The organism is Saccharothrix sp. 6-C (assembly GCF_016695385.1).
In the GTDB taxonomy this organism is placed as follows: Bacteria; Actinomycetota; Actinomycetes; order Mycobacteriales; family Pseudonocardiaceae; genus Actinosynnema; species Actinosynnema texasense.
Map to the genome: position 1 here is coordinate 4819875 of NZ_CP064192.1, position 19398 is coordinate 4839272.

Consider the following 19398-nt stretch of genomic DNA (forward strand, 5'->3'; position numbering starts at 1 on the left):
CTCGACGTCGGGAGGTGATGAGTGGAATGCGAACCGGTCGCTGAGCCCCCCGGGCCGACCCTGCCGGTGCCGACCGGGTGGTGGCCCGAGCCGGACACGATCGGCTGGGTGGTGCGACCCGCCGAACCGGACGGTCCGAGCGGTCCGGACGGCGTGGACGGTCCGGACGGCGTGGATGAGGAGGGCGTGGACGAGGACGGCGTGGACGACTGACGTGGACCCCCGGGCGTTCCGCGGCGGGGAACGCCCGGGGCCCGCGTCAACCGGCCGAGCCCCGACGCCCGGCCGCCGCGGCGAGCCGGGCGACGAGCACGGCGACGCCGCCGAGAGCCGCCACCGACAGCAGGACCATGAACGTCGGGTACAGGTACGGCACCTGCGACCAGGCCACGTCACGCCCCCGGTACAGGAGACCGACGACCCGGTGGATCGTGGTCAGGAGCAGGAGCGGTAGCGCGAGCGGTAGCAGGCGCGCCACCGTCCACGCGGTCGACCGTCTGCGCGCGGCCCACCGCCGCGACCGGAGCGCACCGCGAACGGCCGGCGCCCCGACCACGGGGATGAGGCCGAGCAGCACCGCGTCCACGAGGGTGTGCGGGTCGTCCACGGGCGGCAGTTGCCTGCCTTCGACCAGGGCGATGAGCCGCGCGCCGATCGCCTGGGCGTCGCCGTGCCGCATCCCGGTGTTGGCCAGGACGGCGATGCCGTGGCCGGAGGCGGGCAGCAGGGCCTGGTACGCGGTCGAGGTGAACAGGTCGCCGCCGTGGTCGACCAGCGGGGCGCCGGACGGTGTCACGCCCACGAACCAGCCGAGGCCGTAGGACGGCGACGCGGTGGACGGCGTGTGGGTCTCGGCGATGCTCCGCGGGGTGGCGACCGACGTGCCGTCGGGCCCGCGCCCGCCGTTGTTCTGCGCGATCAGCCACGCCGCCAGGTCGTGGGCGGAGGTGAGCACGCCACCGGAGCCGTTGCCGAACGCCGGCGGTTCGGGCAGCGCCACGGGCAGGCCGAGGACCTTGACGTGACCCGCGGCGCTCGGCGGCAGGTCGCTCGCGGTGTCGACGGTGCGGCTGTCGGCCATGCCGAGCGGTGCGAAGACCTCGCGGCGCAGGTGGTCGGCGAACGGCCGGCCGGCGACGACCTCGACCAGCCGTGCCGCCACCTGGAAGTTCGGGTTGTGGTACTCCCAGCGCGTGCCGGGCGCGGCGGCCGGCTTCGAGTCGCGCATCGCCGCCACGGCCTCCGCGAGCGTGTGCACCGGTGGGCCGCTGAACGACCGGTGGGTCGTGTCCGACAGGCCCGAGGTCTGGTCGAGCAGGTGGCGCACGGTGATGTCGGCGGCCCGCGGGTCGGCCATGGTGAACTCGGGCAGGTGCGCGCGCACCGGGTCGTCGAGCCGGATCCGACCGCTCTCCACGAGCCGCATCACCGCCAACGCCGTGAACGACTTGCTCACCGACGCCGCGGCCATGGTGGTGTGCTCGGACACCGGGTCGCCGTCCGGGGTGTGGCCGTACCCGGCGGCGCGCACGACCTCGGTGCCGTGCGTGACGGCCACCGCGACCCCCGGCAGGGCCGTGTCCTCCCGGTACTGCCGCACGACCGCGTCGACGGCGGCGCCGTCGACGGTGGGCGCAGCCGCGGTGGCAGGGCCGAGGGACACGGCGGAGACGATCAATGTGGACAGGATCGAGGTGATCACCCCGGCAGTGTCGGAGCGTTCCGGTCCCGTGCCATCGGACCGTGGTCCGAGTTCCGCCGGACGCCACCCGGTTACCGTGCCACCTGTGGTGGGACTCGGCCCGAAGGGCCTGCTGGTGGCGGACGCCGTGATCGCGGGCGTGGTGGTGGCGTGGGCGGTCCTCCGCGCGCCCGCCCTCGACGTGGTCGCCGTGGTCTCGGCCGTGGCGCTCGGCGTTCCGCTCGCCGCGCGCCGGCTGCGGCCCACCGCCGTGCTGGCCACCGTGCTGCCGGTCGGCGCGGCGGCGATCGCGGTCGGCACCGGGACCGAGTCGACGGTGGCGGCCGTCGCGCTGGCTCTCCACCCGGTGGCGCTGTCGTCGTCCCGGTCGGGCGCGCTGGGCCTGGCCGCGGCGCTGGGGTGCGTGGTGACGGCCGGCGTGGCGGTGGCGACCGTGCCGGGTCTGCCGCTCGTCGCGGCCCCGGCGGGCACCGAGTCGTTCGCCACGAACCCGGTGTCCACCTCGCTGTTCAGCGCGGTGGTCGTCACCGGGTCGTGGGCGGTCGCCGCCGCCGTGCGCACCCGCGGGCGGCACCGCGCCGAGCTGGCCGAGTCGCGCACCGCGCGGGCGGTGGCCGAGGAGCGGCTGCGCATCGCCCGCGACATCCACGACGTGGTCGGGCACAACCTCAGCCTGATCGCCATGAAGGCCGCGGTCGCCAACCACGTGGCGGGCACGCGGCCCGACGAGCGGGAGGCGGCGCTGCGGGGCATCGAGCAGGTGAGCCGGTCGGCGCTGGCGGACGTGCGGACCGTGCTCGGCGGGCTGCGCGAGCCGTCGGCCCCGGCGGGCGCCGCCGGGCTGGACCGGCTGGTGGACGACGCGCGGTCGGCGGGCGTCGACGTGACGGTCGAGCAGGCCGACCTGTCCGGGACGCCGGCGTCGGTGCGGATCTCGGCCTACCGCATCGTGCAGGAGGCGTTGACCAACGTGCGGCGTCACGGCCGCCCGCCGCGGTGTCACCTGGTCACGGCCGTCGAGCCGGGCAGGCTCGTCATCTCGGTGGTCTCCGCCCTCGATGAGGGCACGGACCCGGGCCGCGACGGGCACGGCCTGCTGGGGATGCGGGAACGGGTCGCGCTCCACGGCGGCACGCTGCGCGCGGGCCGCGCGCCCGGTGGCTACGAGGTCCGCGCCACGCTCCCGTTCGAGCCCGACGCCCGTCATGGCTGAGCCGATCCGCGTGCTGCTGGCCGACGACGAGCCGATGTACCTCGGCGCCATCCGGTTGCTGGTCGACGCGGACCCCGGCGTGGAGGTGGTCGCGGAGGCGGGCACCGGTCGGGAGGCGTGCGAGCTGGCCGCCCGGCACCGGCCGCACGTCGCGGTGCTCGACGTCCGGATGCCCGACCTCGACGGCATCGACGCCACCCGGCGCATCACCGCGCTGCCCGACGCGCCCAAGGTCCTCGTCCTCACCACGTTCGACCTCGACGGCGTCGTCTACGAGACGTTGCGCGCGGGTGCGAGCGGGTTCCTGCTCAAGGACGTCCCGCCGCACCGGCTGCTCGACGCCATCAGGACGGTCGCGGCGGGCGAAGCGCTGCTCGCGCCCACCGTCACGCGCAGGCTCATCGCGGACTTCCTCCGCTCCCCCGCGCCGCCCCGCGCCCGACGGCCGCTCGACCGCGTGACCCCTCGGGAGCGGGAAGTGCTCCGACTGATCACGAGGGGACTGTCCAACACCGAGATCGAGCAGGCCCTGCACCTGAGCCGGCACACGGTCAAGACCCACATCGGGCACCTCATGGCGAAGCTGGCCGCCCGCGACCGGGCCCAACTGGTGATCGCGGGCTACGAAGCAGGCCTCGCCGACGCCTGACACCCGCGCCGGGCACGACGGCTTGACCGAGGCGGTTCCCGGTGAGGCGCAACGACATCGCCCGCCCGCGCGACCCCGGCGGTGTCGCCTCCGCCGGCCACGACATCGTCGACGGCCGGCCGACGCCGAGGCCGCACGGCGGACGTCCGGCGAGCGCAACGCCACCGTGACGACGATCAGCACGAAAGCCACCAGGAACGCGGTGTCCGTGCGCGGGATCGTCCGGTCGCCGCCGAACAGCAGGATCAGGGGTCCGGAGGCGCGGGGAGCGGTGGCCGGCCGCTTCGCCGACCACCCCTCCCCTGGTCGTCTCAGCCGGCCGAGGGGCCGGTCCAGCCGGTCGGGACGTGGCCGACGCGGACCCGCTGCGGGTGGTCGCCGACCGGCACCGACACCAGCTTGCGCCCGGTCGCGAAGTCGATCGCGGTCACCTGGTCGGCACCGCTCTCCGAGATCACGCAACTGCGCCCGTCACCGCTGACGGTCGCCCAGTAGGGCTTGGCGGCCGGCACGAGCGGGCCTTCGCGCAGGGTCGCCCGGTCGACGACCACGGCGTAGTCGTCCATGGTCCCGGCGATGCACAGCTTGTCGCCGCCGGGGCTCATCGACATGCCGTGGTGGCGCGAGTCGTTGACCCAGGTCGTGCGGTCCGCGCTGGTGTTCGGGTTCTTCGGCAGTTCCTTGAGCCGGGTGATCCGGTCGGTGGCGACGTCGTACTCCAGGAAGCCGTTGAAGAACGACACCTGGAAGTACAGCTTCGACTCGTCGGGCGCGAACGCCACCGGCCGCACCGAGTCGGACAGGTCGGAGCGGCCGAACGCGTCCAGCCGCGCCCTCATGTCGATCACCTCGACCTGCTGGAACGTCGACGCGTCCACCACCGTGATCCGCCGGTCGCCCTTGGTGAAGTCGAACGCCGGGTCGTCCAGCGCGGTGTTGACCTCGCCGATGGACATGTTCCAGAGGTACCGGCCGTTGTCGGTGAACACGTTCTCGTGGGGCTTGTCGCCGGTCGCGAACGACCCGACCTGGCGACCGGTCTCGATGTCGAGCACGTGCACGGTGTTCGAGGTCGAGGCGGACACCGCGACCCGGCGGCCGTCGGGCGAGACGGCCATGTGGTCGGAGCGGAAGCCCGACACCGGGAAGCGCCAGTTGACGCGGCCGGTGGCCAGGTCGATGGACACCACGTCGGCGAAGCTCGGCCGGGACGCGACCACCGCCCGGCCGTCGGGCGTGGTGTACATGTCGTCCACGAACTGGTCGTGCCCCTCCCCCGGCCCGGACCGGATGCCGAGGAAGAACGCGAGCTTGATCGGGTTGAGGTAGATCTCCCACAACCGCTCCTGGCGGTCGGGGATGATGTCCACCCGGCCGATCCGCGCGAAGTCGCCGCGGGCGGCGATCACGTCGGCGGTGCCGTCCCAGTTGTTCCCGACGAACATCACCTCGCGCAGCGCCGCGCCCGCGGGAGGTTCGGCGGGGGTGGCTGCGGCGGGCGCGGCGGTCGCGGCCAGCACGCAGGTCGCCAGGAGGCCGAGCAGGCGCGTGCGGGGTGCGCGCCTCCGTCCTCCCGACCCGGATTTCTTGTCCACGAGAGCTCCAAACCGGATGCGGAGTTGTCACATCCGTGCAGGGTTTCGAGGTCGTCCACGCCGGTTCCCGAACCCGTGACCCCGGGCCCGGCCGGACTGTTACCGTTCAGTAGGCAATAGATACCGGCTCGCGGCGCGACCGCGGTAGGGGCCGATGCCCAACGAGCCGCTTGACCGTTATGCCACTGCCACAACGTCGCGGCGGGAGGATGGGCCGGTGTCGGCAGCGCACGACCGCGGTCGCCTGCTCGGGCAGGTGCTCAGGGGCATGGCGACCGATCGCGGCGTCGTCGAGGAGCTGGTCCGGGCCGCGCGCGGCCAGTCGCCGGAGGTGGCGCGGCTGCCGGAGGCGGAGAACCGCCGGCACGTCGAGGTGCTGCTGGCCACCGGGCTCGACTTCTTCGAGCGGTCCGAGGAGCCGGAGGCGCAGGACTTCGGGGCGGCGCAGGCGTTGGGGGCCGACCGCGCGGCCCAGGGGATCTCGATCGACGGGCTGCTGCGCGGCGTCCAGGCGGCGCGCACCGCGGCGATGAACGTCGCCATCGCCCGCAGCCGGGCCGCCGGGGTGCCCGACGAAGTGCTGCTGGAAGGGCTGGTCGACCTCGACCGCTACACCGGGGTGCTGGAGCGGCACGTCATCAACGGCTACCACACGGCCGAGCTCGAGCTGTCCCGGACGAACCGGGACGCGAACACCCACCTGCTGCGGCGGCTGCTCGTGCACGGCGACGGCACGCCACCGGAACCGGCGGAGCTGCGGCGCGCGGGCCTCGCGCCGGACGGGCGGTACCACTGCCTCGTCTCCGACGTGACCCTGCCGGGCGAGGCGCGGGCGCTGGAACAGCGGCTGCTGGGGTCCGGCGGCGTCTACGGGCTGGTGGAGGGCCGGTTGGCCGGCCTGTCCGCTCGACCGCCGGCCGACCTCGCGCCGGACGTGCTGCTGGTGGTGGCGCCCGCGAGGGGGCTCGCGGTGATGCGCGACGTCCACCCGTTGTGCGTGGCGGCGCTGCGGATCGCCGGGAGGGCCGGGCTGCGCGGGGTGCGCGACCTGACCGACCTGGCGGGCGAGGTGGCGCTCGCCGCGCAACCCGTGCTCGCCGACCTGCTGCGCGGCACGCTCGCCGGCCTCGACCACGACGACGACTTCCACCGCGAGCTGGTCTGCACCGCCCTGGTCTACCTCGACCGCGGTCAACGCCTCGGCCACGCCGCCGCCGCGCTGCACGTGCACCCCAACACCGTCCGGTACCGGCTCGACCGGCTCGCCGAGCTCACCGGCGCGCCGTGGGACGACAGCGGCGCGGACGACCCGTCCACCGTCCTGGGCACCCTGCGCCACTGGTGGGCGCTGCGCGCCTGGCTCGACCACAGGCGGTCGTAACCCTCCGACCTGCTCTTATCACCGCTAACAAGAAAGTGTTGGCACCGATTCGACCGCGTGTTATCGTTGCTAACATGGACCACAGATCAGCGATCCTGGCGGCGGCCACCGAGCTGCTGGAGTCCTCGCCGAACGGCGACATCTCCACGCGCGGCGTCGGGGAGAAGGCCGGGGTGCAGCAGCCCGTGATCTACCGGCTCTTCGGCGACAAGGACAGCCTGCTCGCCGCGGTCGTCGACCACGGTTTCGCGCAGTACCTCGCGGCCAAGCGCGCCGCCGTGCCGACCGACGACCCCGTCGCCGACCTCCGGCGCGGCTGGGACGGGCACACCAGGTTCGCCCTGGACCACCCCAACGTGTACCGCCTGATGTACACGCCCCGGCTGACCTCCCCGCCGCGCGCGGTCCGCGAGGCGGACGAGTTGCTGCGCGGCGTGCTCGAACGGGTCGCCCGGGCCGGCCGCCTGGCGGTCGAACCGGACCGCGCCGCCGACGTGGTGATGGCCGCCAACACCGGTGTCGCCCTGTCCCTGCTGAACCGCCCCGAACCCGACCGCGACCCGGAGCTGTCGGCACGGGTGAGGGAGATCGTGCTGCCCGGCATCCTGACCCCGGAACCGGACGCGGATCCCGCCGACACACCGCCGTCGGTGGCCCAGGCCGCCACGACCCTCGGCGCGCTGCTGCGCTCCCACCGGCCGGACTCCTTCAGCCCGGCGGAGTTCGCCCTCCTCACCGAATGGCTCACCCACCTCGCCACTGCCCCCAAACCCTGACCCACCCGCACCTCCGACCCACACCGCCGCCAGAGCACCCGTAGCCGCGCGCCATACCCCAACCGCCAGAGCACACATCCCTTGCACCAGAGAGGAACCTCATGTCCGAGAACACCACCAACACCTCCCCCGCCGGCACGAGCAGCACCGCCACCCGGGTCGCCCTCGTCACCGGCGGCAGCGGGGGGATCGGGCGGGCGGTGGCCGAGCGGCTCGTCGCCGACGGGTTCGCCGTGGGCGTGCACTACGCCGGCAACAAGGACAAGGCCGACGCGACCGTCGCCGACATCACCGCCCGCGGCGGCCAGGCCGTGGCCGTAGGCGGCGACGTGGCCGACGAGGGCGACATGAGCGCCGCGTTCGACGCGGTCGAGGCCGCGTTCGGCGGTGTCGACGTGGTCGTGAACACCGCCGGCACCATGGTCCTGGCGCCGATCGCCGAGCTGGACCTCGACGACCTCGACCGCATGTGCCGCACCAACATCCGCGGCACGTTCGTCGTCGCGCAGCAGGCCGCCCGCCGCGTCCGCCGGGGCGGCGCGATCGTCACCTTCTCCACCTCGGTCACCCGCACCCGGCTGCCCACATACGGCGGCTACGTCGCCGGCAAGGCCGCCGTCGAGAGCATCACCCTCGTCCTCGCCCGCGAGCTGCGCGGCAAGGACATCACCGTCAACGCGGTCGCACCCGGCCCCACCGCGACCCCGTTGTTCCTCGACGGCAAGGACGACGCCCTCATCGCCGACTTCGCCAAGGCCACCCCGCTCGAACGGCTCGGGCAGCCCGAGGACATCGCCGACGCCGTCGCGTTCCTCGCCGGTCCCGCCCGCTGGGTCAACGGCCAGGTCCTCTTCGCCAACGGCGGCCTCGCCTGATCCACCACCTCCGTCCACACCGGAGGAACGCCCAGCGAGTTTTGATCTACACTGAAGCTACAGAGGTTGAGAAACTCCAAGGTCGGTCCGCCGCGCTTCGAGAACCTCGCGCAGCGGCACGGTCGGCCGCCCGATCAGGTCGGCGAGGGTGGGGCCCACCTCCGCGAACCGCCCCTCACGACTCGCCGCGAACATCCCCACGAGCAGGTCCGCCACGTGACCGGGCAAGCCGTGGGCGAGGAGCCCGGCCCGGTAGTCGTCGTCCGGCACGACGACCCGCCGGATCGGCCGGCCCGTCACCTCCGAGGCGATCGCCGCGACCCCCGCCAGGTCGATCGACGCGGGACCGGTGAGAGGAGGCGTCACACCGTCCAGGACATCCCCGGTCAACGCGATCGCCGCCGCCTCGGCCAGGTCGTCGTGCGACGTCCACGACACCGGACCGTCCTGCGGCGCGGCCAGTTCGCCCGTCTTCATCGCCCCGCCGAGCAGCATGAGCGCCGACGACGCGTAGAAACCGTTGCGCAGCGCCGTGAACGCGACGCCCGAGTCCCGCAACAGCACCTCCGTGGCGGCGTGGTCGACCATGGGCGCGAAGAACGACGACGGGCTCGCGCCCATGTGGCTGGTGTAGACGACGCGCTCCGCGCCCGCCCGCACGGCCGCTTCGATCGCCGCCCCGTGCAGGCGCACCGCCGCCTCACCGCTGGTGTCCACCGACACGACCAACACCCGCGACGCGTCCTCGAACGCGTGCGCCGAACTCACCGCGTCGGCGAAGTCACCCTGCCTGACCCGGACGCCGCGCCCGGCCAGGCCCCGCGCCCCGTCCGGGTCGCGGACGCACACCCCGACCCGGTCCGCCTCGACCCGGAGCAGCAGCCGTTCCACCACCGCTCGACCGAGTTTTCCGTTGGCACCACTGACGATGATCACGCGTTCACCCTGCCCGCGACCCCGACGGGTCGGAAGGATCGCCAAGGACCGGGTTGTTACCCTCAGGGACCTACCGAGCGGAGGTGTGCGGGTGGAGTCACGCCCCCTGCGTTGTTTCGTCGCCGTCGCCGAAGAGCTGAACTTCACCCGCGCGGCCGAACGCCTGGGCATCTCGCCCCCTCCCCTGTCCCGCACGATCCGCAAGCTCGAAGCGGAGTTGGGGGTCGCGCTGTTCGAGCGGACCACGCACGACGTCGCGCTGACCCCCGCCGGGTCGGTGCTCCTCGACCAGGCCCGCATCGCCTTGGAGGCGTTGGGCGCGGCCGGGCGGCGGGCACAACGCGCCGCCGAGCCGAAGCTCGTCCTGGCGGTGAAGGCCGACAGCGACGCGGGGTTGCTGGAGACCATCCTCGCCCGGTACGCGGCCGACCCGGCGTCGTCCCTGCCGGTCGCGGTCCGCCTGTGCCGGTGGGGCGAGCAACCAGGGCTCCTGCGCCGGGGCGAGGCCGACGCCGCCCTGGTCTACGAGCCGTTCGACCACGCCGGGCTCGACGCCGAGACCGTGACCGTCGAACGGCACGTCGCCGCCGTCCCGACCGGCCACCCGCTCGCGGGGCGCGGGCACGCCACCCTCGCCGACCTCGGGCTGCCCATCGACGACGCGGCGCGGCTCGACCAGCTCCACCACCACCTCGACGGGATCGTCGCCCGGCACGACGTCCGCGACCTGCCCCAGCTGCTGAAGCTGGTCGAGCTCGGCGAGTTCGTCACCCTGCTGCCCGAGTCCGTCGTCGACCGCTACCCGCGACCGGGCATCGCCTACCTCGACGTGCCGGACGCGCCGCCCGCGACCCTCTCGATCGCCTGGCCCCAGCAGTCCCGGTCGACGGCCACCGCCGCCCTCGTCCGCGCGGCAGTCCCGTGACGCCCCACCGAGGTCCGGGAACCGGACGGGGGTTCCGACCGACCGCTGGATGACACCGGGAACCGGGGAGGTCACCGGGGAGCGTCGTGCGTTCCTGCGCGTCGTCACCGCTGCGGGTGCGGGTGTTGGTGTTCGACGGGGTGGAGGAGCAGGACGACCTCGGCGACCACCGGTCGTCCCGGCGCGGTCACCTGCCGGTACGGCACCAGGGTCCAGGTGGCCGAGGGGTGGTCGCCGGACCGGGCGGACGTGCTCGTGGTGCCCGGTGGCGGGTACACCGACAAGACCCGACCGGGCGTCAACCGGCTCGCCGCCGACCAGGGTTCCCTGCACCGCCTGGTCACGGGTGGCGGCATCGCCTCCGGGCTGGACGTGGCGCTGTGGCTGGTCGAGCGGTTCCGCTGGGCGCGCAGCTCGCCCAGCGGTGGAGACGGTGCTGGAGTACGAACGGCGGGGCACGGTCCGGCGCGCCTGACCGTCTCGGCCGGCGGCCACCGGGACCGGTTGACCGACCCAGTTCGCCGACCACGAGCCCGGCGGTGCCCTGACCGCGAGCCCGGCAGCGCGGACCGCGAGTCGCGGCAGCCGAGCGTCGCCACGGGTCAGGCGGCACGCCGGTGGGCGGTGGGCCGCAGACCGCCCCGGCCCCGCCTCTCCGCCCGCGCGGGCCAGAGGTCGCCGCCCGTCTCGCCCGGACCGTCGTGCACGTCGTGGCCGTGCTCGTCGTGGCCGTGCTCGGCCGGTGTGCCGGGGGCCGGCTGGTTCCGGTGCGCGCGGTGGACCAGGTGCAGCAGCACCAGTCCGGTCAGGACCGGCAGGTGCGTCAGCACGCGCGCCGCCGTCGTGGCGCCGGTGAGCAGGTCGTGCGCGGAGAAGGCGGCGAGCACCGCGACGAAACCGCCGAGCGTGGGCAACAGCCCGGCGGCGCGGTGCGCGTGCACGGCGGCGACCAGCAGGCCGATGCCCAACGCCAGGTTCCACGCCGCGCCCTCGTTGAACAGGTGCCCGGAGATGCCGTGCGCGGGCGGGGACGTGGCGCCAGCGAGCAGTTGCGCCAACGCCAGCCACAACTGGACGATCGCGACCGCGGCCAGCGCCAGGCGCGGCGCCAGGGCGAGGTGGCGAGGTGGCGCGTCCGCCGGCAGGACGGCGACCAGGTCCGGTCCGGGGTGGGCCGGGCGCACCCGGATCGCCCTGGTCAGCGCCTGCGCCCGGACCAGCCACGTCGAGCAGTCCGCGCACCGCCGGGCGTGCGCGTCCACCTCGGCGGCGGGCGCGGGCTCGGCTTCGCCGTCGAGGCGCGCGGACAACGCTTCACGGCAGGTTCGGCAGTCCACGTCCCAGTAGTCGCTCCATTCGGCGCACGAGTTCCCGCCGGCCGTGTGGTTACGATTCGGAGTCGTGACCTTCCCCGACGTGACCAACCCCGACGACGAGGTGACGCGCTGGGCGTTGCGGGCCCGCTCCGGTGACCGGGACGCGCTGGAGCGGTTCGTGCGGGCCACGCAACGGGACGTGTGGCGGTTCATCGCCCACCTCGCCGACGTCGGCGTGGCGGACGACCTCGCCCAGGAGACCTACGCGCGCGCCCTGGTGAGCCTGCCCCGCTTCGCCGGGCGTTCGTCGGCCCGCACCTGGCTGCTGTCGATCGCCCGCCGGGTGGTGGTCGACCAGGTCCGGATGGCGCGGTCCCGGCCGCGGCTGTCGCCCGGCGCGGACTGGGAGCGGGAGGCGGACCGGCGTCCGGTCGAGTCCCGTTTCGAGGACGCCGTCGAGCTGAACGTGCTGCTGGACGCGCTGGACCCGGACCGCCGCGAAGCGCTGGTGCTCACCCAGGTGCTGGGGCTGCCCTACGCGGAGGCGGCCGAGGTCGCGGGCTGCCCGGTCGGCACGATCCGGTCCCGGGTCGCGCGGGCGCGCGACGACCTGCTGCGCGCGACCGGCCGGTCCGGCGCCACCGAGGCCGGCTGAGCGACCGTGCGCCCGGACGTCCGCCCCGGCGGGACGCTGATGCGCGACGCGGCGTTCCTGCGGCTGTGGATCGGCGCCACCGCCTCCGGGCTGGCCACGTGGGCGTTGCCGTTCGTGCTCGGGTTCGCGGTGCTGGAGCGGTCGATGACCGCGGTCGAGCTGGGGGTCGTGCTGGCCGCCCGGACGGTCGGGTTCCTGGTCGCGGTGCCGGTCGCCGGTGTGCTGGCCGATCGGCACTCCCGGCGGCGGGTGGTGTTCTGGGCGGGTTCGGTCGCCGGGCTCACCTCGCCGTTGATCGCGGTCGGGTTGGGGCGTTCGGTCGTGGTGATGGCCGTCGCGGCGGCCGCGGTCGGCGCGGGGCAGGGCGCGTGCCGCCCGGCTTTCCAGGCGCTCACGGCGGAGGTCGTGGCCGAGGAACAGCGCCGGCGGGCGAACGCGGCGATGACGTTGGCCGTGCGGGTCACCACGTTGGTCGCGCCGGGCCTGACCGCGTTGCTGGCGCTGGTGGTCGACACGCCGGCGTTGATCGTCGCGACGGCGGTGCTGTGGTTGGCCGCGGCGTCGATCCCACCGCCGGGCTCGGCCGTCGTCCCGGCGACCCGGCGGCGTTTCGCGGCGGAGTTCGTCGACGGCGTCCGGGAGGCGCGGCGGCACCCGTGGTTCGTGGCGGGGCTGGGCGCGTTGACCGCGGTGATCGCCACCGGGTACTCCGCGACGGGTGTGGTGCTGCCGTTGGTGAGCCGCGACCGCTACGGCACGGGGGCGGTGCTTGCCGCCGCCATGACCGCGTACACGGTGGGCGCGCTGGGTGGCGCGATCATCGCCGGACGGCGGGGTTCCCGGGCGCAGGGCTGGACCGCGCTGGCCGGCCTGGCGTGCTACGGGTTCGTGCCGCTGACCCTGCTGCTGCCGGTGCACGCGGTGTTCGTCATCGGCGCGTACGTGGCGGCGGGGGTGGGGATCGAGCTGTTCAACGTGCCGTGGTTCACGGCGACTCAGCGCGAGGTCGAACCCTCGATGCTGGCCAGGGTGTCGTCCTTGGACTTCCTGCTGTCCTACGGCCTCGCGCCGGTCGGCCTGGCCCTGATCGCGCCGGCGATCGACGGGTTCGGCGCGGACGTCGTCCTCGCGGTCTGCGCGGTGGTCTGCTTCGCCGCGCCGGCCGCCGCCGCGCTCGTGCCCTCCGCCCGGGACTTCCGCTGACCCCGGTGCCGGCGAGCACCTCCAAGCGCCCTCGCCGGACGGCACGGCGACCAGCCGTCGCGCCGAAGTGCTCCTCCGGCGGCGCCGAGCCGTTTGGACAACCTCCACGACCACCTGTGAAGCTGCTGGGCGTGACACCGCCGCACCGCCCCGTCAGCCGCCGCTCGTTCCTGGGCGCGGCCGCGCTGCTCCCGCTGGCGGGCTGCGCCCAGGACCCGACGCCGGTGTCCGCGCCCGTCGGCACGGCCGCTCCCACGTCCACGCCGGCCGCGGTGCCGCACGATCACCTGATCGAGTTGGAGCGGAAGTTCGACGCGCGACTGGGCGTGTACGCCGTCGCCACGGGCACCGGGACGACCCTCGCCTACCGGGCCGACGAGCCCTTCGCGTTCTGCTCCACGTTCAAGGGGTTGGCGGCGGCCGCGGTGCTGCACCGCAACCCGCTGTCCCACCTGGACACCGTCGTCACGTACACCGAGGACGACCTGATGGCGAGCTCCGCCGTCACCAGGCGGCACGTGGCCACCGGCATGACCATCCGCCAGGTCTGCGACGCGGCGGTCCGCCACAGCGACGGCACGGCGGGCAACCTGCTGCTGCGCGACCTCGGCGGCCCGGCCGCGTTGACCGCGTACGCGCGCGGGCTCGGCGACACCGTCACGCGGTCGGACCGGTTCGAGCCGGACCTCACCACCGCCGTGCCCGGCGACCCCCGCGACACGACCTCGCCCCGCGCCATCGGCGTCGACTACCAGCGGATCGTGCTCGGCGACGCCCTCGGACCCGATCAGCGCGCCTTCCTGCGCGACCTGCTCGAGCGCAACGCCACCGAGGCGGGCGCCCACCGCGTCCGCGCCGGCGTGCCGCGGGGGTGGGCCGTCGCCGACAAGACCGGCACCGGCGGCTACGGCACGGTCAACGACATCGCCGTGGTGTGGCCCCCGGACGCCGCGCCGCTCGTGGTCTCGATCATGTCGAGCAAGGCCGCCGCGGACGCCGCGCGCGACCAGGCGCTGCTCGCCGAAGCCGCCGCGTACGCCGTGGGCGCGTTGACCTGATGCGCCTCATCGTGTCGGTCGGCTGGTCCTGCCGTCGCGGGACGGCCGCTCGCGATCGTGGAGGAGGTCCCGGGCCCGGGGACCGGGCAGGTCTGCGCGCCGGCCGGGCGCCACGTCGACGAGGACTGGCACTTCGAGCGCGCCCCGGCCGACGCGACCGCGAGCGGCCCCACGCGAGCGACCCCGAGGCCCCGGGGACCGTCGGAGCGGTCAGCCCCAGGGGATCGTCGCCTGGAGCACCGCCTCGGTCAGCGCCCGCGTGCGCAGGTGCGTCACCCGCTGGTACTCGGGATCGGCGACCATGCGGCCGAACGCAGCCCGGTCGGGGTAGCGGACGATCACCACGGCGTCCCAGCTCTGGCCGTCCTCGGCGGCCAGCACGGTGGAGCCGGCGCCCGCGTACAGGATTTCCGCGCCGTAGCGGGGCAGGAAGACCTCGCGCAGGTGCCGCGCGTACTCCTCGTAGGACGCCACGCCGTCCTCGGCGAAGCGCAGCAGGTTGAGCATCACGACCGGGCCGCCGGGGTCCTCGGCGAGCAGTCGCTTCAGGTCGGAGCCACGCGGGTCGACAGCCATTCCCCCAGCATGGGCGCGCGTGATCACGTCCGCATCGGTGAGTCCACCAGCCGCGGCTCAGAGGGTGATGACGACCTTGACGTCGTCGGGCCGGGCGGTGAAGGCCTCGGCGAACCGCTCCAGCGGCACGCGGCGGCTGATCAGGCCCTCCAGCCAGGCCGGGTCGGCTTTCGCCAGCGCGTCGGCGGCCTGGCGGTAGTGGCGCGGGTTGGCGTTGACCGAGCCGACCACGACGTCGTTCTCCAGCACCATCGCCCGGTTCGTGGTCGCGACGTCCACGTCCACGGTGTGGCCGCCCGACGAGATGCCGGTCAGGCACACCACGCCGAACGCCGCGGTGTTGCGCACGGCGGACAGGACCACGCTGCCCACGCCGGTCGCCTCGATCACCACGTCGGGCCGCAGCCCGGAGGCGACCTCGTCCACGTCGCCGTGGTGGTAGGTCGCGCCGAGCTGCCGCGCCAGCAGGGGCTTCGGCCCGTCCTCGACCCGGTCGAGCACGTGCACGTCCAACCCCTGCTGCACGCCGATCATCGCGGCCAGCAGCCCGATCGGCCCGGCGCCGGTCACCAGCGCGCGTCGCGGCTCGTACCAGGCCCGCTCCCCCACGCGGCGGACCTGCTCCCACGCCTTGGCGACCACGGACGTCGGCTCCACGAGCACGCCGACCCGGGACAGTCCCGGGTCGAGCACCACCGCGTAGTCGGCTTCGACGCACCACCGCTCGGACGCGTACCCGTCCAGCTCCTTGATGCCGCGCTCGGTGTAGTCGCCGTTGCGGCAGTTGTCGAACTCGCCGTGCGCGCACGCTCCGCACGGGACCGGATCGGGTCGCCGGACGATTCCCACGACCAGGTCACCGGCCGCGAAACCACTCCCCGGGGGCGCTGTCGTCACCCGGCCGAGCGATTCGTGGCCGAGCACCAGCCGGTCGCGTCCCGGCGGCGCCCAGCCGTACTCGGCGCGGGCGATCTCCTTGTCCGTGCCGCAGACGCCGACGGCCAAGCCCTCGACCAGCAGCTCACCGGGCCGCGGCGCGGGCTCCGGCACCTCGGTGACCTGCAACGAGTCCGCCGTCCTGGGGTCGAGCGTGAGCGCGCGCATGGCCGTGGGCTACCCGTCCGCGCGACCGGCACACCGGGGCCGGCCGCCGGCGTCCCCCGGTGGGATGGGTGTTGTTTGCCGGTCCCGGGCAGTGGCACCCGTGGTGGACCCGGTCGGCGGGAGGGAACACCCGGCGGAGGAGGCCGACGATGACCGAGGGTGGTTGGGCCTACGACGGCGAGCCCGTCGCGCTGTCACCCGACACCGTGACGCTCGTCCACGGCACTTCGTTCTGCGTCTGCGGCAGCGACGGCGACGTGGACGGCGCGGCCGCGCAGGGCGTGTTCTTCCAGGACACCCGGATCGTGTCCGGGTGGGCGCTGCGGGTGGACGGCGCGGCCGTCGAGCACATCACCACGCTCACCCGCGACCCGTTCCGGATGACGTTCGTCGGCCGCGGCCGGTCCCGCTCCCACGACGCCGAGAGCACCCTGCTCGTGCGCCGCGAGCGGTACGTCGGCGCGGGCATGCGCGAGGACATCACGCTGCGCAACTTCGGCCGCGAACCCGCCGCGCACGTCATCTCGGTGCACGTGGAGGCCGACTTCGCCGACCTGTTCGAGGTCAAGGAGAGCCGGGTCCGCGCGCGCGGCCGGCACCAGTGCGACGTCGAGCCGGACGAGCTGCGCCTGACCCGGCGCCTGGACGGCCAGAGCCGCGGCGTGCGGGTGCGGGCGGGCGGCGCGGACTACTCGCCGTCCACCCTGACCTTCCGCGCCGTCATCCCGCCCAAGGGCGAGTGGACGACGTGCGTGACCGTGCAGCCCGTCGTGGACGGCCGCACGACCGAGACGATGTTCCCGCCCGAACGCCCGATCGACGAGTCCGTCCCGGTGCTGCGCGCCCGCCGGTGGCGCGAGGACGTGCCCGTGCTGAGGAGCACGGGCAAGCCGTCGCTCGCCGCGACGCTGCAACGCAGCAGGCAGGACCTGGGCGCGTTGCGGATCTTCGACCCGGACCGGCCGTCGGACATCGCGGTCGCCGCCGGCGCGCCCTGGTTCATGACCCTGTTCGGCCGCGACTCGATCCTCGCCTCGCTGATGTCGCTGCCCATCGACCCCAACCTCGCCCTGGGCACGGTGCGGACCCTCGCCCACCACCAGGGCACGCGCGCCGAGCCGAACAGCGAGGAGGAACCGGGGCGCATCCTGCACGAGATGCGGTTCGGCGCGGACGCGTCGCTGGTGCTGGGCGGCAGCAACGTCTACTACGGCACCGCGGACGCCACGCCGCTGTTCGTGGTGCTGCTGGGCGAGCTGTCACGCTGGGGCATCGACCGCGGCCAGGTCGAGGCGATGATCCCGCACGCCGACCGCGCGCTGGAGTGGGTCGAGCGCCACGGCGACCGGGACGGCGACGGTTTCGTGGAGTACCAGCGCGCGACCGAGCGGGGGCTGGCCAACCAGGGGTGGAAGGACTCCTGGGACGGGGTGAACTTCGCCGACGGCCGGATCGCCGCGGGGCCGATCGCGCTGTGCGAGGTCCAGGGCTACGTCTACGCCGCCTACCTGTCCCGGTCGTGCATGTGCGAGGACTTCGGCGACCCGGACGGCGCGCGGCACTGGCGGGAGCGCGCCGCCGAGCTGAAGGCGCGGTTCAACGAGCGCTTCTGGCTGCCCGAGCGCGGCTACTTCGCCGTCGCCCTGGACGGCGACAAGCAGCCGGTCGACGCCCTGACCTCCAACATCGGCCACTGCCTGTGGAGCGGCATCGTGGACGAGGACAAGGCCGGGCAGGTCGCCGAGGCCCTGCTCTCGCCCGCCATGTTCACCGGGTGGGGCGTGCGGACCCTCGCCGCCGACATGGGCGCGTACAACCCGATGAGCTACCACAACGGATCGGTGTGGCCGCACGACAACGCGCTCGTCGCGCACGGGCTCATGCGGTACGGCTTCGTGGACGCCGCGCGACGGGTCGCGAAGGCGGTGCTGGACGCGGCCGACTCGTTCGGCGGCAGGCTGCCGGAGCTGCTGTGCGGGTTCGACCGCGCCGAGTACCCGGACCCGATCCCGTACCCGACGTCGTGCTCGCCGCAGGCGTGGGCGTCGGCCACGCCCGTGCACCTGCTGCGCGTGCTGCTGCGGGTGGAGCCGTACGCGCCGCACCGGAAGGTGTGGATCGCGCCCGTGCTGCCCAAGTCGTTCGAGCCCCTGGCCCTCGACGGCATCCCGATGATCGGCGCTCGGGTCACGATGGAGGTCGACGGCGACGACGTCCGGGTGACCGGCCTGCCCGACGACGTGGAGGTGGTGCACGGGCCCGTCGGCCTGCACCCCGACCTGGACGGGGGTAGGGCGCGATGACACCGCTGCGCGTCGCGATGATCGCACCGCCGTGGTTCGAGCTGCCGCCGTCGGCCTACGGCGGCATCGAGGCGATGTGCGCGGACCTGGCGGACCGGTTGGTCGCGCGCGGCAACCACGTGGTCCTCGTCGGCGTCGGGCGCAACGGCACGACCGCCGACTTCCGCGCCACGGCGGACCGGGCGCAGCCGGACCGGATGGGGCAGGGCATCCCGGAGGTGGTGCACGCGGCCGCGCTGCCCGCCATCCTGGCCGACCTGGACGTGGACGTCGTGCACGACCACAGCCTGGCCGGGCCGCTGCTGGCCCGCGGCCGCTCGGTGCCCACCGTCGTCACCACGCACTCGCCGGTGACCGGGGAGATGGGCCGCTACTACCGGGGCCTGAACGGCAGCGTGCACCTGGTGGCCGTCTCGAACACCCAGCGCCGGCTCGCGCCGGACCTCGCCTGGGCGGGCACCGTGCACAACGCGGTCGACGTCGGCGCCTTCCCGTTCAGCCGGGACAAGGAGGACTACGCGCTGTTCCTCGGGCGCGCCGCGCCGTTCAAGGGGATCCCCGAGGCGATCGCGGCCGCCGCCGAGGCCGGTGTCCGGCTGCGCGTCGCGGCCAAGTGCCGGGAGCCGGAGGAGCGGGAGTACTTCCGGCGCGAGATCGCGCCGCTGCTCGGGCCGGGTGTCGAGTGGATCGGCGAGGTGGGCCGCGAGGAGAAGCTGGCCCTGCTGACCGCCGCGCGGTGCCTGCTGTTCCCGATCAGCTGGGACGAGCCGTTCGGGTTGGTGATGGTGGAGGCGATGGCGTGCGGCACGCCCGTGGTCGCCAGCCGCCGCGGCTCCGTCCCGGAGGTGGTCGCGCACGGGCAGACCGGCTTCGTGTGCGACGACCACGCGGCGCTGGTGGCCGCGCTGCGCCGGATCGACCGGTTGTCGTCCGACCGGTGCCGGGCCGAGGCGCTCCGCCGGTTCGACGTCGACCTGATGGCCGCCCGCTACGAGGACGTCTACCGCGCCGCCGTCGCCGAGTCGCCGCACGTGGTCGAGGCGGTGACCACGACCCGGCGGGCCGCCGCCCGCTGACCGGCCCACCCCGGCTCGTCCCGGAAACGGCAACAGGAGTTGTCGATCCCGGCGA

General features: G+C 74.4%; 19 protein-coding genes. 12 read left to right on the plus strand and 7 right to left on the minus strand.

Going from position 1 to position 19398, the window contains the following annotated elements:
• The first annotated feature begins 21 nt into the window (after window positions 1-21).
• Window positions 22-213: a hypothetical protein gene (locus tag IOD16_RS20110; RefSeq protein WP_236594234.1), complete on the plus strand. Its 192-nt coding sequence runs from the start codon at window positions 22-24 to the stop codon at window positions 211-213.
• A 46-nt stretch (window positions 214-259) separates the two neighbouring features.
• On the opposite strand, the gene IOD16_RS20115 is transcribed toward IOD16_RS20110, so the two are convergent.
• Window positions 260-1702, minus strand: a complete 1443-nt coding sequence (locus IOD16_RS20115) for a serine hydrolase domain-containing protein (protein WP_201435656.1) — start codon at window positions 1700-1702, stop codon at window positions 260-262.
• Between the two features lie 85 nt (window positions 1703-1787).
• Here IOD16_RS20115 and IOD16_RS20120 point away from each other — a divergent pair, with 85 nt between their 5' ends.
• Both IOD16_RS20120 and IOD16_RS20125 read left to right on the plus strand, forming a co-directional pair.
• On the plus strand, window positions 1788-2915 hold the full coding sequence (locus IOD16_RS20120) for a sensor histidine kinase (RefSeq protein WP_201435657.1): 1128 nt from the start codon (window positions 1788-1790) through the stop codon (window positions 2913-2915).
• Window positions 2908-3564, plus strand: a complete 657-nt coding sequence (locus IOD16_RS20125) for a response regulator (RefSeq protein ID WP_201435658.1) — start codon at window positions 2908-2910, stop codon at window positions 3562-3564. Before IOD16_RS20120 ends, IOD16_RS20125 begins: the two co-directional genes overlap by 8 nt.
• 311 nt (window positions 3565-3875) lie before the next feature.
• Here IOD16_RS20125 and IOD16_RS20130 read toward each other — a convergent pair whose 3' ends face one another.
• Window positions 3876-5108, minus strand: a complete 1233-nt coding sequence (locus IOD16_RS20130) for a YncE family protein (RefSeq protein ID WP_442978127.1) — start codon at window positions 5106-5108, stop codon at window positions 3876-3878.
• Window positions 5109-5376: 268 nt separating this feature from the next.
• Here IOD16_RS20130 and IOD16_RS20135 point away from each other — a divergent pair, with 268 nt between their 5' ends.
• From IOD16_RS20135 to IOD16_RS20145, 3 genes are all read left to right on the plus strand, one after another.
• Window positions 5377-6540: a PucR family transcriptional regulator gene (locus tag IOD16_RS20135; protein ID WP_236594235.1), complete on the plus strand. Its 1164-nt coding sequence runs from the start codon at window positions 5377-5379 to the stop codon at window positions 6538-6540.
• Between the two features lie 74 nt (window positions 6541-6614).
• Window positions 6615-7316, plus strand: a complete 702-nt coding sequence (locus IOD16_RS20140; RefSeq protein WP_123747502.1) for a TetR/AcrR family transcriptional regulator — start codon at window positions 6615-6617, stop codon at window positions 7314-7316.
• 101 nt (window positions 7317-7417) lie between these two features.
• The gene (locus tag IOD16_RS20145; protein ID WP_201435661.1) at window positions 7418-8191 is read left to right on the plus strand and encodes an SDR family oxidoreductase; all 774 of its coding nucleotides are present in this window, start codon (window positions 7418-7420) and stop codon (window positions 8189-8191) included.
• A gap of 57 nt (window positions 8192-8248) precedes the next feature.
• Here the strand turns inward: IOD16_RS20145 and IOD16_RS20150 are convergent, their stop codons facing one another.
• Window positions 8249-9127: an SDR family oxidoreductase gene (locus IOD16_RS20150; protein WP_201435662.1), complete on the minus strand. Its 879-nt coding sequence runs from the start codon at window positions 9125-9127 to the stop codon at window positions 8249-8251.
• A gap of 91 nt (window positions 9128-9218) precedes the next feature.
• Between IOD16_RS20150 and IOD16_RS20155 the strand changes: the two genes are divergently transcribed.
• Window positions 9219-10052 (plus strand): LysR family transcriptional regulator, encoded by an 834-nt coding sequence (locus IOD16_RS20155; protein ID WP_236594236.1) that lies wholly within the window; start codon window positions 9219-9221, stop codon window positions 10050-10052.
• Window positions 10053-10156: 104 nt separating this feature from the next.
• On the opposite strand, the gene IOD16_RS20160 is transcribed toward IOD16_RS20155, so the two are convergent.
• Complete coding sequence (locus tag IOD16_RS20160; RefSeq protein ID WP_201435663.1) at window positions 10157-10330, minus strand: hypothetical protein; 174 nt, start codon at window positions 10328-10330, stop codon at window positions 10157-10159.
• A gap of 324 nt (window positions 10331-10654) precedes the next feature.
• Window positions 10655-11389: a zf-HC2 domain-containing protein gene (locus tag IOD16_RS20165; protein WP_442978051.1), complete on the minus strand. Its 735-nt coding sequence runs from the start codon at window positions 11387-11389 to the stop codon at window positions 10655-10657.
• A 64-nt stretch (window positions 11390-11453) separates the two neighbouring features.
• Here IOD16_RS20165 and IOD16_RS20170 point away from each other — a divergent pair, with 64 nt between their 5' ends.
• From IOD16_RS20170 to bla, 3 genes are all read left to right on the plus strand, one after another.
• Window positions 11454-12023: a sigma-70 family RNA polymerase sigma factor gene (locus IOD16_RS20170; RefSeq protein WP_425471324.1), complete on the plus strand. Its 570-nt coding sequence runs from the start codon at window positions 11454-11456 to the stop codon at window positions 12021-12023.
• A 39-nt stretch (window positions 12024-12062) separates the two neighbouring features.
• A complete protein-coding gene (locus IOD16_RS20175; RefSeq protein WP_201441466.1) occupies window positions 12063-13226 on the plus strand; it encodes an MFS transporter in 1164 nt (387 codons plus the stop codon).
• Between the two features lie 131 nt (window positions 13227-13357).
• Window positions 13358-14284, plus strand: a complete 927-nt coding sequence (bla, locus tag IOD16_RS20180; RefSeq protein WP_201441467.1) for a class A beta-lactamase — start codon at window positions 13358-13360, stop codon at window positions 14282-14284.
• A 210-nt stretch (window positions 14285-14494) separates the two neighbouring features.
• Here bla and IOD16_RS20185 read toward each other — a convergent pair whose 3' ends face one another.
• Entirely contained in the window at window positions 14495-14860 is a 366-nt protein-coding gene (locus tag IOD16_RS20185; RefSeq protein WP_201435665.1) for a DUF1330 domain-containing protein, read from the minus strand.
• Window positions 14861-14917: 57 nt separating this feature from the next.
• Window positions 14918-15964 carry a glucose 1-dehydrogenase gene (locus tag IOD16_RS20190; RefSeq protein ID WP_201435666.1) on the minus strand — a complete coding sequence of 349 codons (1047 nt, stop codon included), beginning with the start codon at window positions 15962-15964 and terminating at the stop codon, window positions 14918-14920.
• A gap of 149 nt (window positions 15965-16113) precedes the next feature.
• On the opposite strand from IOD16_RS20190, the gene IOD16_RS20195 reads away from it, so the two are divergent.
• The gene (locus IOD16_RS20195; RefSeq protein ID WP_201435667.1) at window positions 16114-18267 is read left to right on the plus strand and encodes an amylo-alpha-1,6-glucosidase; all 2154 of its coding nucleotides are present in this window, start codon (window positions 16114-16116) and stop codon (window positions 18265-18267) included.
• Window positions 18264-19343, plus strand: coding sequence for a glycosyltransferase family 4 protein (locus IOD16_RS20200; protein WP_201435668.1), 1080 nt, complete (start codon window positions 18264-18266; stop codon window positions 19341-19343). Before IOD16_RS20195 ends, IOD16_RS20200 begins: the two co-directional genes overlap by 4 nt.
• Window positions 19344-19398 lie beyond the last annotated feature (55 nt).